We start from the raw sequence: 15609 nt of genomic DNA, 5'->3' as shown, positions 1-15609 counted from the left end.
TAAATGGGATTAAACAAAGTAATAGTTGCCAGCTTCAAAAGAGGCTTTGAAGAAAAATGCTTTCAGCTGATAACAGAATCTTATGTTTCAGCTATGGAAACCAAAGTCATCAAACTCAACTGGGATGAAAATGACATTACTTCGGAATTGCACGAACACATCAAGGAAAATCCAATAAGATTAAAGTGGAGCATCGTTACGAATGTTGAGCAGCATTTACCAAAAGATGATATAGAAAGGGAAAAGGGTTTTGCAGCAAAACTACCTAGAATAGACCTTAGATTGGTAACCATAAATTCTTCCTTAGAGTATGAATACCATATGGAAGCCAAAAATCTTAAAGAAAAAGATTCTGGCTTAAAACGACGTTATATTGATACTGGAATTAACAGTTTTGTTTCCAAGAAATATGAGAACGGATGCCTACTTGGGTATGTGCTTGAAGGAGATTTGGACAATACTGTGGACGGAGTTAATAAGCTTTTAAAAAAAGACGACAGGCAGCCTGAATTTTTGAAACCCAAACTTTATCACTTACACGATAAATATTACGAATCAGAGCACCCTGATGATATGGTAATAAGACATTTTATGTTTGATTTTACCACTTTGAATAGTGCCTAAAAGTTTATTAAAAAGGCCCTTTTTCCCTCGGACCTTTGCTAGTCACTTTCCATTCGTCATTTTCCTTAACGAGCTTAAAGATACCTGACTTTCCATCAAAAGACGTTTTGTATTTTACCCAAGCAATTTCCCCATCAATGGCTTCTTCCAAAATTTCTACTTTGATTACTTTATCGGAATCTGGCATCGCATTCAGACCCATAATTAAACTGCTATAACCTGCTGGTGTTGTATGTTTTTTTAGAATTGATTTATCTTTTGAGAAAAAACTTTCAGCAACAATTTGTGCGGTTTCTGTGTGAGACATATTCTTGTTTTCTGAACAAGAAATGAATAAAAGTACGAGTGAGCAAATGACTAAATTTTTCATAATATTATTAATTTGGGTTATTGATATATCTATGTGATATATTCAGTTTTATATTGCGTTCGCCATCCTTCTCGTTCAATTCCAAAATTGCCCTACGGTCATCTGATAATGAAAATTTGGGCATAACGTAAACAAACCGCACCATTTTACCTTCTGCAATTTTTGAAGGCAGATGCTGCTTGTAAATAGGTTCTTGATACAAACTTTGTAAAGATTTCCTTTTCCCTTTTTGTCGAGTCTCGATGGAAAGGTTCAAGAAATTCAAATCGTAATCCATCGTAGAATTATTCTCAATCCGGACAACGAAGTAGAGTTCTTCTTTATCAAAAACAATATTTTCAACAGTCAAACCAATGCCTTGCGTTCGCTTCTTAATCCGACCGATACGTTGGTTTCTGTTAAGAAGATAGGAGCAGAATTTTTGATAATAGTAGGTTCTGTTATCTATATTTTTTTCAGAAGTTACAACCTGAATCGAATCGGTTACTATTGGTTTTTCATTCCCAATACTATTTGAAAATGGAATGAAATAATTGAGCTTTGATAGCTGCTTTTTATATCTTACAATATACGAAAAAATTGCACCATTTCTATTGACTACCAGTAGATTACTTTCTTTCCCAGGCTTCGCCTGAAGTAATCCGAAATACTGTTCTTTTTCACGATTGTAGGTAAAGACAAAATTATCTGAACCGGTTATGCCCTGTCTTATGGGTTCTGGGAAAAATAGCGCGACATTTTTAGTGTCGTTTGCGTAAATTGTGTCTAGTACCGTGCTTGTTTGCGCTTTTGCGAAAGCAGAAATCAATGATATCAATATTAAAAATAGGGTTCTCATAATTTTGGTTTTAGAATTAATTTGTAGTTGTTAAGTACAGTTACCTTCACGCTTCTATTACGACGTCTAAATACCTGTGTAATGCCACCCACTTGTGGAACAGTCGGAATGTTGATATCGCCTATGACATCATCCAAAACTTCCGTGGTAGCTTCTGCTCTAAAATTGTTTTGTACATAGATACCTTCGCTGCCATCCAATAAATCGAAAGCTTTTAGTTTGGTAGGATGATGCTTTATGTTTTCAATTTCGATTAAAGCACGATTTGGCTGAAAACTTATAAACCCAAAAACTGGTGTATTCTTTGGCATCAGTTTACCATTGATAGTTGCCGATTTGGTAAGGCGCATTCGTAATCGAGTATTGGCTTTAACAACCTGGTCGCCATCTACGACTACATAAATAGTATCATCTGTATTGCCTATAATGGAAACTTCATTGGGTTTAGGCGCAGCGGCAAAGAACAGTTGATGTTCCAGTCCTAATTCTTTAGCTTCAATTTTTTGTTCTCGCTTTATTTCAGCAGAATCAATTTGCTGGGTATTGTTTTGAGCAACTTTCTTTTGCCCAAGATTCCCATACTTCTTTTCAGAGTATTGAATCTTACCAGCATCATAAATACTATCTACAATGCGTTCTTTTTCTCGTTCTGGAAGGTCTGGGTCATAAAAGCCCAAGGAATCAATCAGTTTTTCGTCATAGATGCTGGGCGCATTATTTTCGCGCACTTCCTTTAAATCATTGATGGCATCTAGTTTTGAATCATACTCTTTTTGGTTTTCATCCAAATCGGGTATCAAGGTCTGTTCAAGGTTTTCATTTTCACTTTCGTCATCGCCCATTACCATCATAGAATAGGATATCAGGAATATGAAAATCACAACCAATACAGCTGTAAATACAATTTTGTTCTTTTCTACTTTCATAATCGTGGTTTTTAAATGCCGATTATCGGCTCAACTTTCATCATTTATTTTTTTTAATGTGTTCTCGAAATAGTTTGTAATCAACAACCCGTGCGGATTGTTTGGAAAGTTTCGGTCAACTGGAATTAAGTTTCCACTAGAAACAAGTTCGTAGGTATCGATTATTGAACCTCTATTGATTTCAAAAATGGTAACGGTTCTGAAGACGTATGTTCCGTTTTGTTCTTCGATTTGTGAATCAATACTCAGTACTTTCTGAACTAGCGAATATTGTAGCAAACGGTTATAGACACCATCCGCTTTTTTCTGGCGGTAGAGATTGTCCACAGAACTATTGCCCAGCCATAATGCCTTTTCCAAATTGCGTTCATAATTACTGGCATCGATGTTATAGAAATAGTTATGGAACAAATCCAAATGTGCGAGAGCTTCTACCTTGAAGTTTTCTTTTTGTGTGACGAGCTTGAGGGGAATAATACTTCCATCAGTATTAATGGCAAAGGCACTATTAAGAGTTTCTTTATTCGTTTTATATACCATCAATAGTGAAAAGGTACTGGATAGCATTGCAAAAATGACAACTGTCAACACGATAAATCTGTTCAATTTTAAGACTGCGTAGATATTTTTGTAAGGTGTTTTCATTTTCATTGGAATTAACTGGTAAACAATCTGAGGGTAAATGATGTGGCACGTTTGTATAATTTGAATTTTAGAAAAACAATGAAGCCAACTGAACCAAGTTGAACCACAGGTGCAAAAAAGCCCTGGCCAACATCTGTCCCAAAAAGGTTTGTCCAGAAGTTCGTATTGATTTCAGTATAGAGGGCATTTACAAATACATTGACCAAAAAGAAAGCCGGCACCAACATATAAACGGCAGCGTATAATTTGAAAAATGTATAGGCAAGCGAACGGAATTTTTCAAAAACTGCCAGACTTATTACGAGTGGGAAAAAAGCTTGCATTATGCCTAAGAGGAAATAGCGTTCGGCAAGAAATAGAGGGTAGATGAACAAGTCTAATATCCAAAGAAAGAGGCTTATGATGAATGCGAATATTTTGAAACCGTAAAGTGGTGTGACCAAGGCTTCGTATAATAACGTCATTGCCGCTTGTGCCACCTCGATGATACTTACATCCTCTTCAATAGGAATATCTTGCATCTGTAAAGGCAATAAAGCCGGTGCTGTACCACGATATTGTGCTTCAATAGAAACCAAGATGCTATCGAAAAAGCCCAGGACTTGTGTTGAAAATATGACCAGAAGAACAACAGCAAAATTCTTGGTCAATTCCCCTGGGCTTAATCCCCAAGTATAACCATCTTTATCCGCAATGCCTTCATTGTATTTTTTAAGGATATTGACCAGAAAGAACAAAACGGCAAGCGTTTTCATTCCTGCAATAGTATATTGCGAGAAACTGCTGTTCTGTATGGTTTGAAACACTGCGTCAACGTATTCCAGTCCAATCCCTAAAAGTATGGTTGCGGTCATTATTAATATTCTGTTTCTCGGTTATTCACTTTATCCTGCATTTTTCTAAAGGAAATGATATCACGATAGCGCTTAGTTTTTGTCTTGATATTGGAAACCATTTCTTTTGATTCCTGTTCTTTTTGCTTTAGGACTTCAGCACGTTCGGCATCAGACATTTTAAGATTATCGCTAGATAATATTTCGCCCATAAAATCAACCGTGTCCAAAGAGTTTTGGACTATGGCATCAAATGATTCTGCAACCCGTGTAACTTCCTCGGGCTTGATGTAAGGCGAGTTTAAAATATCCTGCAAATCATTTTGCATTACATTGATAAGGCGTTGATTGTTCTGGGCAATTTCCTGAACCGCCCTGAGTTGCTGTACCACACTTGATACTTTCTCAATACTTTCTTTTGCATCTTTCAAGAACTTTACGGACTTGATAAGTTGTGAGGTTTGTTTTGCTGATTCCACAAGCGATTTTACCAAGCTTACAAAGTTGGTATTGTCATAAACTGGCATTCCTTGAGCGGTAGCACCGCTAGGCAGTAAAAGGCCAACCGTTAAGAATAGCCCGAACAAGATTGTTTTGATTTTTGTTTTACTCATTGTAAAAAATTTGTTTTGGTATTCGTGAATCTTCGATTTCATAATATTATGTTTTAGATGTGAATTTTTTAATAGCCAATTCCATATCATTGGTCTTTTCATAAATGGCCATTATGGCCTCGTTTTCCTGTCCGTCGGTTAGGTAGGCTGCGTACACTTCTTTGGGAACTTCCAGCCTAAAAATGTTGCTTTCCTTTCCTATTTTGATGAACATTTCGGTATACTTCCGTGGTCCAGAAAGATTGTTTTTGATGGATTTTAATTGGTTTAAATCGTGGCTGGATAGATTGAGTCTTTTGACCAGTTCGTCATAACCTTTTTCATTGTTTAGGCTATAAATGACCTGTGTATTTTCTAGTATGCTTGCCGATGTTGAATTGTTGGGAAGCTGATTTATGGATTGAAGAATAATGCCTATCGCACCATTCTGTTTACGAATCGCTTGATAGTAGAATTCCACACTTTCCAATACGTTTTCAAACTTCAATTGCTTTGCAAACTCATCGAAAAGGATAATGCCTTTTTCAGCTCTGTTTTTCCAAATAGTTCTTTGGATGGCTGACTTAATTAGTTTCAACATTACTGACAGGATTTCCTTGTTATCCTTTACTTCATCGAGCTCAAAAACAATCAGTCGTTTATCCTCAATTTTATAGGTCTGGTCTTCGCTTACTTCAAAAAGGAAGCTATATAGACCATCGCCGACATATTCGGACATTACGTGCAAGAAGCTTGTAATATTGAAGTAGTCGGGATGGATTTTTAAGGTGTCCAGAAGGTCTTTCTGATTCCTCTCTATAAAGTTGTAGAAACCATCCAGCGAATGATTTTTTGTAGTGTTATTGTAATAATGGCGCAATATCTTTTTGACCGAAACCGATTGTGCTTTGGTAACTTTTAAGTCTGAAGCAAACAATTCAAACAGAAAGACTGATAAATCTTCCAAACGTTCAGGTGTCAGGTCATTTGTATCACTTATATAAAAGGGATTGATACCCAAGTTTTTGCCACTTTCATAGCGAAGCACAGTATATTTTTCGGGATAGAGTTTGGCAAATTTGGTGTAGGATCCGCCGAGGTCTATAATAACCAGGCGGACACCACTTTCAAAATACTGGCGTAGAATGTTATTTGCCAAAAAGGACTTGCCCTCACCTGTTGGGGCAAAAATGGCAAAGTTTCGTGCCTTAATGCGCTTCTTGCGCTCGTCCCAAACATCCTTTAGAACTGGAACGTTATGTTCCCTATCATTAAAGATGATTCCGATGGCATCGGAATTGTAATTGGTGTTATTAATGAAAAGGCATAAGGCGTGTTTTAAATCAGTAACATATAAATCGTTGTTTGAAAAATTGGATGAAAAACAGCAGTAACTATTTAGTATATAGTTCTTCCGTTCCTCGCCTCTGGGGTAGTATGGAATAATGTCTAGTTCCTTAAACTCGGTCTTTATTTTTGAACCAATTCGACTTAAATTTTCTGGGTTCTTGTCCCAATAGATGATGTTTAAATGACCACGAATAATGCGTGCATTATCATCAGCGTTGATTTGGTCAAGGATATGCTGAATTTTACCGAGGACTACTTTATTCTGCGAACCGAAGTTGGAACTTTTGTTGAGTTCCTCAACTTTCTTATCAAGTAGTTTACGCCACTTTTGTTTGTCATCCAGATATAAGATTTGATTGACGATATGATTTTCATTAAGCGTAAGCCCTAAGCCATCAATAAACCCTTGATGAAACACAAAATCGTCAGAAGTGAATTTCTCATTGGTTTTGCTACTCTGTACACTTTCGCCAAAGCACAGTTCGCTATTGATAGCCAGGGCATCAAAATGGTTTTCGCCAATATTGACGCTTTTTTTATCTAATATGATATCAGTATCAAATCCATCATTAAAGCCATTGAAATAGCCATTGGTTAACTGCTTTATGTCGTGAGCGTTGAGCGAAACAAACTTCATTTTACGACTATTGTTTATGAAGGAAACCGAATCACTAACAGAACCGATAAAGCTTTTAATGTTGTCATCTAATTGTTGGACAATCCCCTTAGAAACTTTTCGGAAAGGGTTGACATATTTTGAATTGTTTAGTGCCTTGTTCTTAGTGAGCGTAAAGAACAAAAAGCAACGATGTTCCATATAATCACGTCCTTTAAAGTGGTCGTGCGTAGCCTTTTCTAAAAATGTTCTATTGGGAAGTGCTTCTGAAGTATAGGTCTTTTTAAGGTAGATGTCCTGTTTTTGGACTACTGTACCAATAGGCAATGATTTCAAAGCCTGAAACCAGGCACCGTGTATGTCCTCAAAGTCTTTTTCAGATAAGGAATAAATCTCTGGTAACGTTCCTTCATAGCACAGGACTACATTGCCATTATTGGCAAATATGATATTGTCTTGAATATCTGCAATAGGTTGATATGCTGAAAGATTAATCTTGTTCATAGTTGAAGCCAGAGTTTCTTTTGTTACTTATTATTCTTGGAAAAGCCTTAGCCATCTGAAAAATTTGTGGGTTATGTGTTATTCTCGTTAAGGCTACGTACAAGGCAGCATTAAAAACGAGTATTCCAATTATTATCCCGAAGCTGAAAGAGAAGATTATGATGAGCAGCGAAGCCAAAATGGAAACCATCATTAACGCAAACAGGGAAATAGGCAGCCCAAAAATGACTGCCCTTTTCCTAATGTTTTTATAGACCTCGTATTTCTTCATACAGCTATTCTAATAAAGCCCTCGATGAGGGTTCATTTATACTACGATTCCTATTAAGTATGTGAAGATGCCAACAACTGCGCCAGCAATCAAAACAAACACAAGCACTCTGGTAATCCCTTTTTTAAGGTCTGCATTTTCCCCAAAGAAATGCCCTGCATTAAAAAGAAAGCCAACTAGGAAAATGACACCCAATAAAATTGGAAAAATGGTTCTGATGGTGTCGCCAACATCATTAACGGAATCTTCTATGCCACCAATTTGAGCGAAAAGCGAAGTGGATAAGAGCGAAAGAACTGATGCTAAATAGTGTGATTTTTTCATAATAAAATTGTTTAGATTTTCGTGTTGTTTTCGTTGTTAGAAATTTACATATATTTGTTTATAAATAACTGAAAATCAAATATTTGTGAATAAAATATTTTTTGAAATCAATTGAATTTAATTGCTATTATTTGGTATCAAATTCTATGAGTTTTTGAAGGAAAGTTGTTGATAACCTGAAAATTGAAAATGAAAAAAGTGCTCAAAAACGTCAGTTTTGTCTTTTTGCTTCTAAAAATGTGTATCTTTTTTGGACAAGAAACGAGTACTCAAAAACGAATTGTAATTGACGTTGGACACGGTGGAAAAGATTTTGGTGCAATAGGTATAAATGGCATCAAAGAAAAAGATGTTGTAATGAGTATTGCAAATGCCATTTTGAAGCTAAATAATAATTTAGAAAAGCCTCTGGATATTTATTTAACCAGGTATAATGATACACTTATTTCGCTATCGGATAGAACGAAGCTAGCCAAAGCTCTAAAAGCTGAAGTGTTTGTTTCCTTGCATTGTAATCATTCGGATAATCCAAATGCTAGGGGTATTGAAGTTTATGTTTCAAAAAAGCAAGCGGAATATTCTAAAGAATCTGTTTATGTCGGCTATCAAATTGAAAAGACGCTTTGCAAAGAGATAGGATATGAGAGTAGAGGTGTAAAGTTTGCAAATTTTCAGGTGCTTCGAGAAACAGTATATAATTGCGCTTCGGTTCTCTTGGAGCTGGGTTTCTTATCTAATAAAGATGAAGGCGGTTATTTGTCAAATTTCGCAAATATAAAATTTATGGCATTGGCCATTTTACTATCCATACAACAGCAATAGCATTATGAAAGATATTTTTTTAGAGTTAACCAAAAGTTTAAAAGCTATAGTAATACAATTTATTTCAGAAGTGATTTTGTTATATAAATCTTTCAGAAATTAGATTATTTCTGCATATCGCCAGCACTTTTATCAAAAGTAACTAAACTAAAAATTATCGCAAATTGATATTTATTATTTAAGTATTTGCTTAAAGAAGTAATTAATTATATATTTGTGCGTCTAAAGTAAATAATATGAAACTTGAAATAACCTGTACAAGAGCAGAAGCCAACCATAAACAGTTATTAAACTGTATGTCAACATTGGCAAGTATGGACATAAACTTTAAAAAAATGTCTAAACTATTATCCATTGCTGGAAATGAGGTACGCTTAAAAATTCTCTACCTTTTAGAAGAAGAAGGCGAAATGTGTCCTTGTGATTTAGCAGACATTCTAAAAATGAGTGTCCCTGCTATATCTCAACATATTCGTAAAATTAAAGATGCCGGAATTATTACATCACGACGCGACGGCCAAACGTTTTACTACTCATTAAATAGTGATGAAACGATGCTATTTGAAAGTATTTTTAAATCCATAGAATTAATTAAAAAAATCGCATAATTTTTAAAAAATGAAAACAGAAAACACATCAAAAAATGCAGCATATACAGGTCTGTTTGCTGCTATTGCGGCATCATCGTGTTGCATACCACCAGTTATTGCATTAATAGCAGGTGTAGGAGGAAGTGCATCAGCATTATCATGGATGGAACCCTTTAGGCCTTATTTAATAGGTTTGGCTGTAATAGCTATTGGGTATGCCTGGTATACTTACTTAAAGCCCAAAAAAGCCGATGACTGTTGCGAAGTTGATGCAAAACCAAAATGGTATCAAACCAAAGGCTTTTTAATTGGCATAACATTATTTGCTGTAGTTTCAATTGCATTTCCTTATTATTCTTCAATTTTTTACCCAGACAATAAAAAGGAAGTAGTTGTTGTAAGCCAATCTGATATTCAAACAGTTAACTTCGATGTTAAGGGAATGACCTGTACGTCTTGTGAGGAACATGTTAAACATGCCGTTAATGAATTAGAAGGTATTGTTAATGTAGCTGCTTCTTATGAGAATGCTAATGCCGAAGTGGAATTTGACAATACAAAAACCTCTAAAGAACAAATTGAAAAAGCAATTAATTCTACAGGGTATAAAGTAATAAACAAATAAGTGTGGTATTGATGAGAAAGTTTCTTTACCTATTAATAATGACCATATTACTCACTTCTTGTAAGGAAAAACAAAGAGTAGCTGATACGACTATTATTGAGGGTAATACTGTTGATAATAATACCAGTTCTTCGGTTGTATATGTAGGCAAAGGACCTGATGCGCTATTTTTAACACCTGATAAATCCTTTTTATATGTTGCAAATGTAGAGGACACATTAATTTCAGTTATTGATACCCAAACAGATAAAGTATTAAAAAACATAGAAGGCATAAGGTATCCTTGGGGTTTTGCTCAGTTAGCAGAAAGTAATTTACTTGCGGCGAGCGGTTATGATAAGCAAGTTGTTATAATTGATTCTGACAATCATACGATTATAAAAGAGAAACTATTTGAAACTCATATAGGTGGAATTACTGCAAATAAAAAAGGAAATTTAATATATGTAATAGCTATAGATGACAATAAAGTATTTCAATTGGAAGCTACTACTCTCAATATATTAAAAACATTCTCTACAGGAAAAGGACCAGACGGAATAGGTATCTCTGAGGATGATTCAAAACTGTTCGTTACCAATACAGAAGATGGAAGCATTTCTGTAATTGATATTGAAACAGGAAAACAATCTATTATTACAACAGGAGGAAAACCAGAACTCATACACAGCAACGAAGACCGTTCGCTATTATATATAAGTAATTTCTTTGGAAACAAAATTCATATTATAGATACCAAAAACGGAGAGATTGTAAAGGAAATAGAAAACATAAAAACACCAGAAGAAGCTGTCTTATCAGAAGATGAAAATTTGTTATACGTTGTAAGTTTTGATTTGTCCGAAGTATACGTGTATGATGCAGTTTCACTCAAAAAGAAATCAATTTCATATAAAACAGGTAATAAACCGATTGGGGTTATACCTATTGGCAGCAAATTATATGTCTCTAATTATGGAGACAATTCAATATCAATAATCAATAAATAATCTTAAAGTATATAGTTATGAAGAAATTATTAGTATTACCAGTTCTAGCATTGTTTTTAATATCTTTTCAAGCAAATGCACAAAGCAACAACAAAGAAGTTCAAAAAGAAGTAACTAGTAAAGATGTTAAAACGGTTACCTTAAAAGTCACTGGCATGACTTGCATGTCTTGTTCAAACCATGTGATGAAAGCTTTAAAAAAAGTAGAGGGAGTTATAGAACCGTTGGTCGAGTATAAAGAGGACAGAGCGGTTGTGACTTTCAATCCCAAGTTAACTACAGTAGAAGCCATTATTAAGGCGATTAATGAAACACCATATACAGCGAGTTTGATGAAACCTAAAAGTTAGTCTATCAACAATGAAATTGTTAATAGACTAATCAATAAAAAATTTGTGTATATGGAGCACAAATTTTTTTCAAAATATATTTAAGTATTTAAATAAAATAATTATTTGTATGAAACATTCAAAGAAGGAAGTTTTCAATCCGGACCACTTGAATTGTTGCATAGAGATTGGCGATTGCGAATTGCAAAATCCGCCACAGGAACTGATAGATAAACTAATTGGAAAGCCTATCAGTGATTGTAAGAAAATTATTGAAGAGTTTCTTAAACCTAAAGAAAAATTAGTTATAAAATTTAAAAAGAAAATAGGTTTTGAAACCAAAAATGATAATAGATAATGTTAATCTAAATCTAAAAATCATGAAAAAATTAATAATCTTATTCGTCGTCATAACGTTAGTATCAGCTTTCACTGTTGGTTGTACAATTTATGATGATGAACAGATTCAAGAGCAAGCTTTAGATGAGAATGGGAATGATAACGGAGATGATAACCCAAACTCAACAATTGAATATACAAGCTTAATAGCAGATGAAACAACCTTACCTACTGGAGAGAGTACGCTTATTACAGCAACTGCTACAGGAGAAGGACTAGAATATTATTGGTCTGCCAGCCTTGGTGATATTGTTGGTAGCGGTGAGCAAATAACTTATACAGCTGCATTTTGTTGTGAAGGGAGTAATACCATAACATGTTCTATTAGAGATAATCTGAATACTTGGAAGCACAAATCAGTGACTATTGAAGTTAGTTTTTAGTGACTATTACAGTTAATTAAATGAAGAAATTAATTTTTATACTTATAAGTTTATTGTTTATGTACCAAAGTGTCAATGCTCAATGTTGTTCTGCAGGAATACCAGTTGGAGGGAGCACAAATATTGGGATACTTGAAAAGAATAATTTTCGTTTCACTTCTTTTTTTAGTTATAGTGAATCTGCTGGGTATTGGTCTGGTAGCGATAAGTCTATATTTAATCTTGTAAAAAGAGCAAGCTATCAATACGTTGGAACTATTTTGTCTTATGGCTTATTTAATAAGCTCACAGTGGAAACAGAATTTGGGTATTATTTAGATAAATCTCAAATATATGATTTCGAATCTGATGTAAACATCAAAAACCAAGGTATTAGCAATGGTATAATTTCTGCAAAGTATAATGTTTTAGCAAATTTAAACAATCCTTTTGAGTGGACTGTTTCATCAGGTGTTAAGTTCCCTTTTATTTTAGATTATGCAAGAGAAAACAATGTAGTATTGCCAAGGGATGTTCAAACATCATCACATGCAATGGGAATTATTGGTCAATCTTTTTTATACAAAGGCTATCCTATTAATGGCATTCAATTATTCTTAATTAATAGAATAGAGATTAATTACAAAGATTATAAAGATTATAAATTTGGACCCGCATTGATTTCAGCATTCTTTTTCTCTTATAATTTGGAACAATCCAATTATACGGGAATTGCCCAGATAAGACACGAATTTAGAGGAAAAGATGCTTTTGAAGACACAAAGCTCGATGCCACAGGAGGTCATTTGGTTTTCCTGTCACCACAGTTAAATTACTCTACAAATAAATGGAATTTTTCGTTGCTTGTAGACATCCCAGTTTATAGATATTATAACGGAACACAACTGGGAAATACGGCTTCTGCATCGTTTTACGTTACAAAAAATTTCGACTTGGCTTCTAACAAAGCCGAATTGCCATTTTTAAACAATAATACTGCTAAAAATTAATTTGAATAGAGGCAAATAAACGATGGTTAAGAATTGAAGCTTATGTAGCCAGTCTTTTAATTAAACTATATCGGTATAGTCATTTAACTTTTAAATAAATTAAAACATTTCGCCAAAATGGAAGTTTGTCACACAAGTAAACAGTCTCTAATTCTTATTCCGGATATCAGCGGATTCACAAAGTATGTTGCTTCGTGTAATATAGAACATAGCCAAGATAAAATTGCATTGCTGTTGGAATCCTTATTGGAAAACAATTCCCTGAAATTTAAAATTTCTGAAATTGAAGGTGATGCTATATTATTTTACAGTTATGATTTTCCATTTTCCGCAGCGGAAATAATTAGTCAATGTCAATTGATGTTCGACAAATTTCATCAAAGAATAGATGAATTTAAACGATCGAAATGTATGTGTGAGTCTTGCCAAAATCTATATAACCTTTCACTAAAATTTGTGCTTCATTTTGGACAACTTGGCTCTGTAATGGTAAAAGACTATTGTAAACTCTTTGGTAAAGATTTAATAATAGCACATCGGCTTCTTAAAAACAAAATTAGCTCAAATGAGTACATACTTTTCACGGAAAATTTTAGCAATCAATTTCCACTTATAGGCACTCATCTTGATAACCATACGGAATTGGTCAACGACATTTTCAATTTAGAAGACATCGGTGATATTGGTATTACTTATTTCGATTTGAAGGCATTAAGTTTAAAGAACAGACAAGGTACGACTTGTTAAAATGATCAGCATTTTCTTCGTGCGGAAAATGAAATAAACATAATCTAAATTATATACAAAATGAAAACAGCAAAGCAATATTTGGGCAAACAATTAAACACCATGTTATCTGAAATTCAACTTGATGATAATAATTTTATCGTGAATGTCCAAAGGGAATTACTTAAAGGCAATCCACTGCCAAAAACAACATTTTATGCACTTATCGATGCAACTAAAGAGAAAGCTGATTCACTGTTGGAATTATTAGGAGAGCTAAATGAAAATAACCAAATTACAGCCTTTTCTGGTTTGTCGATTACACCTACCAACCACAAGTTTATAGTGCAAGGCAAAACACTTTATACTTGGTGTGCATTAGACGCTATATTGTTTACCGAATGGCTGGATGTTTCGTCCCAAATTATATCTCAAGACCCAATTGACAATTCTATAATTGAGTTGAATATTGAATGCGATCATTTGATATCATCTAATCCATATCCAATATTTCTCTCTTTGATTGAAAAAATGGACTCTTGCAATATCAGAGGTTCCTTTTGCAATCACGTCTTTTTTTTTGCAAGCGAACAAACCGCAAAACAATGGCTTGACAGCAATGTAAATGGCAAGATATTAACCATGGAAGATTTATTTGAATCGAATAAAATTGGCTTAAAATGTTGTTAAAAATAATCACCTATATTTATTAAGCACCACATAAAAACAAATCATTTTTAATATGAAGAATTTATTTAAAAAGAAAAACGAGTTATCTCAAAAAACAGAAACTGTTTCATTACAGATAGAAGGAATGACCTGTAGTGGCTGTTCATTACATATCGAAAAGGATATCAATAAAAAAGATGGTATTCTAATCAGTTCTGTGAACCACGAAACTGGTAAAGGAGAATTTACTTTTGATACTGCCAAGTTGAATAAAGAGGAATTGATTAACGCTGTAAATAGCATTGGTAAGTATACGGTTGTTAAAGGCAATGAAAAAGAGGATTGTTGTGATTCAATTTCGGATAGCACGACAGATAAAGCGTCCAACAAAGGAAAAAATCAATTCGATTTAATCGTAATTGGAGGTGGTTCTGCTGCATTTTCAGCAGCCATAAAAGCTGAAAGTTTAGGACTCACAACACTAATGGTTAATGGTGGATTAGATTTTGGTGGCACTTGTGTCAATGTTGGCTGTGTACCTTCCAAAAATTTAATCCGTGCGGCTGAAACGGCTTACCATACAACACATTCTAATTTTGCAGGAATAAAACCAAAAGGTGCTGACATTGATTTTGCTCAAATAATAAAAGACAAAAAAGCATTGGTTGCAGCCCTGCAACAGCAAAAGTATATGGATGTTGTGAGTGATTTTGAAAACTTAACGATGCTAAAAGGATGGGCAGAATTTGTAAATAACAACACCATTATTGTTGATGGTAAAGACACATACACTGCAACAAACGTTGTTATAGCAACAGGTGCAACCACGAATATTCCAAATATTGAAGGATTAAATGAAGTTGGGTATTTAACTAATGTGTCCTTATTCGATTTGGAAGAAAAACCCAAAAGCTTGACCATAATGGGCGCAGGTTATATCGGATTGGAAATGGCAATGGCATATAATCGTTTAGGAGTAAAAGTACGTATCATAGAATTTACCGATAGGCCTTTACGAAGTCAAACCGAAGACATTACTGATGTTTTAGTTGAACAAATGAAAAGTGAAGGGATTGAAATTCTTCCAAATTTTAGAGCTTTTAAATTTGAAAAAGAGGGCAACGATACTATTATTCATTGTAACTGTCCTGATGGTTCTACAACACAAATTGTTGAAAAAGGACATATTGTTGT

At 34.2% G+C, this 15609-nt stretch carries 21 protein-coding genes; 12 read left to right on the top strand and 9 right to left on the bottom strand.

The features are described from left to right. The first annotated feature begins 3 nt into the window (after positions 1-3). Positions 4-624 carry a hypothetical protein gene (locus tag AAC084_RS19915; protein ID WP_099543826.1) on the top strand — a complete coding sequence of 207 codons (621 nt, stop codon included), beginning with the start codon at positions 4-6 and terminating at the stop codon, positions 622-624. A gap of 7 nt (positions 625-631) precedes the next feature. Here the strand turns inward: AAC084_RS19915 and AAC084_RS19910 are convergent, their stop codons facing one another. From AAC084_RS19910 to AAC084_RS19870, 9 genes are read right to left on the bottom strand one after another with little or no spacing between them, the layout of a single operon-like run. Continuing rightward, entirely contained in the window at positions 632-994 is a 363-nt protein-coding gene (locus AAC084_RS19910; RefSeq protein ID WP_339842052.1) for a hypothetical protein, read from the bottom strand. Positions 995-1001: 7 nt separating this feature from the next. After that, positions 1002-1832 carry a DUF4138 domain-containing protein gene (locus AAC084_RS19905; protein WP_339842051.1) on the bottom strand — a complete coding sequence of 277 codons (831 nt, stop codon included), beginning with the start codon at positions 1830-1832 and terminating at the stop codon, positions 1002-1004. After that, positions 1829-2758: a conjugative transposon protein TraM gene (gene traM / locus AAC084_RS19900; RefSeq protein WP_339842050.1), complete on the bottom strand. Its 930-nt coding sequence runs from the start codon at positions 2756-2758 to the stop codon at positions 1829-1831. Before traM ends, AAC084_RS19905 begins: the two co-directional genes overlap by 4 nt. 30 nt (positions 2759-2788) lie before the next feature. Then, on the bottom strand, positions 2789-3403 hold the full coding sequence (locus tag AAC084_RS19895) for a conjugal transfer protein TraK (protein WP_339842049.1): 615 nt from the start codon (positions 3401-3403) through the stop codon (positions 2789-2791). Positions 3404-3414: 11 nt separating this feature from the next. Next, positions 3415-4257, bottom strand: a complete 843-nt coding sequence (locus AAC084_RS19890; RefSeq protein WP_303507634.1) for a hypothetical protein — start codon at positions 4255-4257, stop codon at positions 3415-3417. Positions 4258-4259: 2 nt separating this feature from the next. Further along, positions 4260-4850: a conjugal transfer protein gene (locus tag AAC084_RS19885; protein ID WP_339842085.1), complete on the bottom strand. Its 591-nt coding sequence runs from the start codon at positions 4848-4850 to the stop codon at positions 4260-4262. A 46-nt stretch (positions 4851-4896) separates the two neighbouring features. Beyond that, positions 4897-7299, bottom strand: coding sequence for a TraG family conjugative transposon ATPase (locus AAC084_RS19880; RefSeq protein WP_099543816.1), 2403 nt, complete (start codon positions 7297-7299; stop codon positions 4897-4899). After that, positions 7286-7570: a hypothetical protein gene (locus AAC084_RS19875; protein WP_089369764.1), complete on the bottom strand. Its 285-nt coding sequence runs from the start codon at positions 7568-7570 to the stop codon at positions 7286-7288. The genes AAC084_RS19880 and AAC084_RS19875 overlap by 14 nt, the downstream gene beginning before the upstream one ends. Positions 7571-7606: 36 nt before the next feature. After that, complete coding sequence (locus AAC084_RS19870; protein WP_089369763.1) at positions 7607-7894, bottom strand: hypothetical protein; 288 nt, start codon at positions 7892-7894, stop codon at positions 7607-7609. A gap of 237 nt (positions 7895-8131) precedes the next feature. On the opposite strand from AAC084_RS19870, the gene AAC084_RS19865 reads away from it, so the two are divergent. The 11 genes from AAC084_RS19865 to AAC084_RS19815 all read left to right on the top strand — a co-directional run. Further along, positions 8132-8716 (top strand): N-acetylmuramoyl-L-alanine amidase, encoded by a 585-nt coding sequence (locus tag AAC084_RS19865; RefSeq protein WP_339842048.1) that lies wholly within the window; start codon positions 8132-8134, stop codon positions 8714-8716. A gap of 236 nt (positions 8717-8952) precedes the next feature. Continuing rightward, positions 8953-9324 carry a metalloregulator ArsR/SmtB family transcription factor gene (locus AAC084_RS19860; RefSeq protein WP_339842047.1) on the top strand — a complete coding sequence of 124 codons (372 nt, stop codon included), beginning with the start codon at positions 8953-8955 and terminating at the stop codon, positions 9322-9324. Between the two features lie 10 nt (positions 9325-9334). After that, positions 9335-9931, top strand: a complete 597-nt coding sequence (merTP, locus tag AAC084_RS19855; RefSeq protein WP_339842046.1) for a mercuric transport protein MerTP — start codon at positions 9335-9337, stop codon at positions 9929-9931. A 38-nt stretch (positions 9932-9969) separates the two neighbouring features. Next, a complete protein-coding gene (locus AAC084_RS19850; RefSeq protein WP_165776544.1) occupies positions 9970-10920 on the top strand; it encodes a YncE family protein in 951 nt (316 codons plus the stop codon). A gap of 17 nt (positions 10921-10937) precedes the next feature. Then, complete coding sequence (locus AAC084_RS19845) at positions 10938-11270, top strand: cation transporter (protein ID WP_339842045.1); 333 nt, start codon at positions 10938-10940, stop codon at positions 11268-11270. A 109-nt stretch (positions 11271-11379) separates the two neighbouring features. Then, positions 11380-11607 carry a hypothetical protein gene (locus tag AAC084_RS19840; RefSeq protein ID WP_339842044.1) on the top strand — a complete coding sequence of 76 codons (228 nt, stop codon included), beginning with the start codon at positions 11380-11382 and terminating at the stop codon, positions 11605-11607. A gap of 22 nt (positions 11608-11629) precedes the next feature. After that, entirely contained in the window at positions 11630-12031 is a 402-nt protein-coding gene (locus AAC084_RS19835) for a hypothetical protein (RefSeq protein WP_218773370.1), read from the top strand. 20 nt (positions 12032-12051) lie between these two features. After that, positions 12052-13020 carry a hypothetical protein gene (locus AAC084_RS19830; protein ID WP_034887665.1) on the top strand — a complete coding sequence of 323 codons (969 nt, stop codon included), beginning with the start codon at positions 12052-12054 and terminating at the stop codon, positions 13018-13020. 117 nt (positions 13021-13137) lie between these two features. Beyond that, on the top strand, positions 13138-13767 hold the full coding sequence (locus AAC084_RS19825) for a DUF2652 domain-containing protein (RefSeq protein ID WP_051931089.1): 630 nt from the start codon (positions 13138-13140) through the stop codon (positions 13765-13767). A gap of 60 nt (positions 13768-13827) precedes the next feature. Then, the gene (gene merB, locus AAC084_RS19820; RefSeq protein WP_026775753.1) at positions 13828-14436 is read left to right on the top strand and encodes an organomercurial lyase; all 609 of its coding nucleotides are present in this window, start codon (positions 13828-13830) and stop codon (positions 14434-14436) included. 52 nt (positions 14437-14488) lie between these two features. Continuing rightward, on the top strand, positions 14489-15609 hold a 1121-nt coding region (locus AAC084_RS19815), incomplete at its 3' end, for an FAD-dependent oxidoreductase (RefSeq protein WP_339842043.1).

Source organism: uncultured Maribacter sp. (assembly GCF_963977385.1).
Lineage (GTDB): Bacteria > Bacteroidota > Bacteroidia > Flavobacteriales > Flavobacteriaceae > Maribacter.
This window is presented reverse-complemented; position numbering and strand designations above follow the sequence as displayed.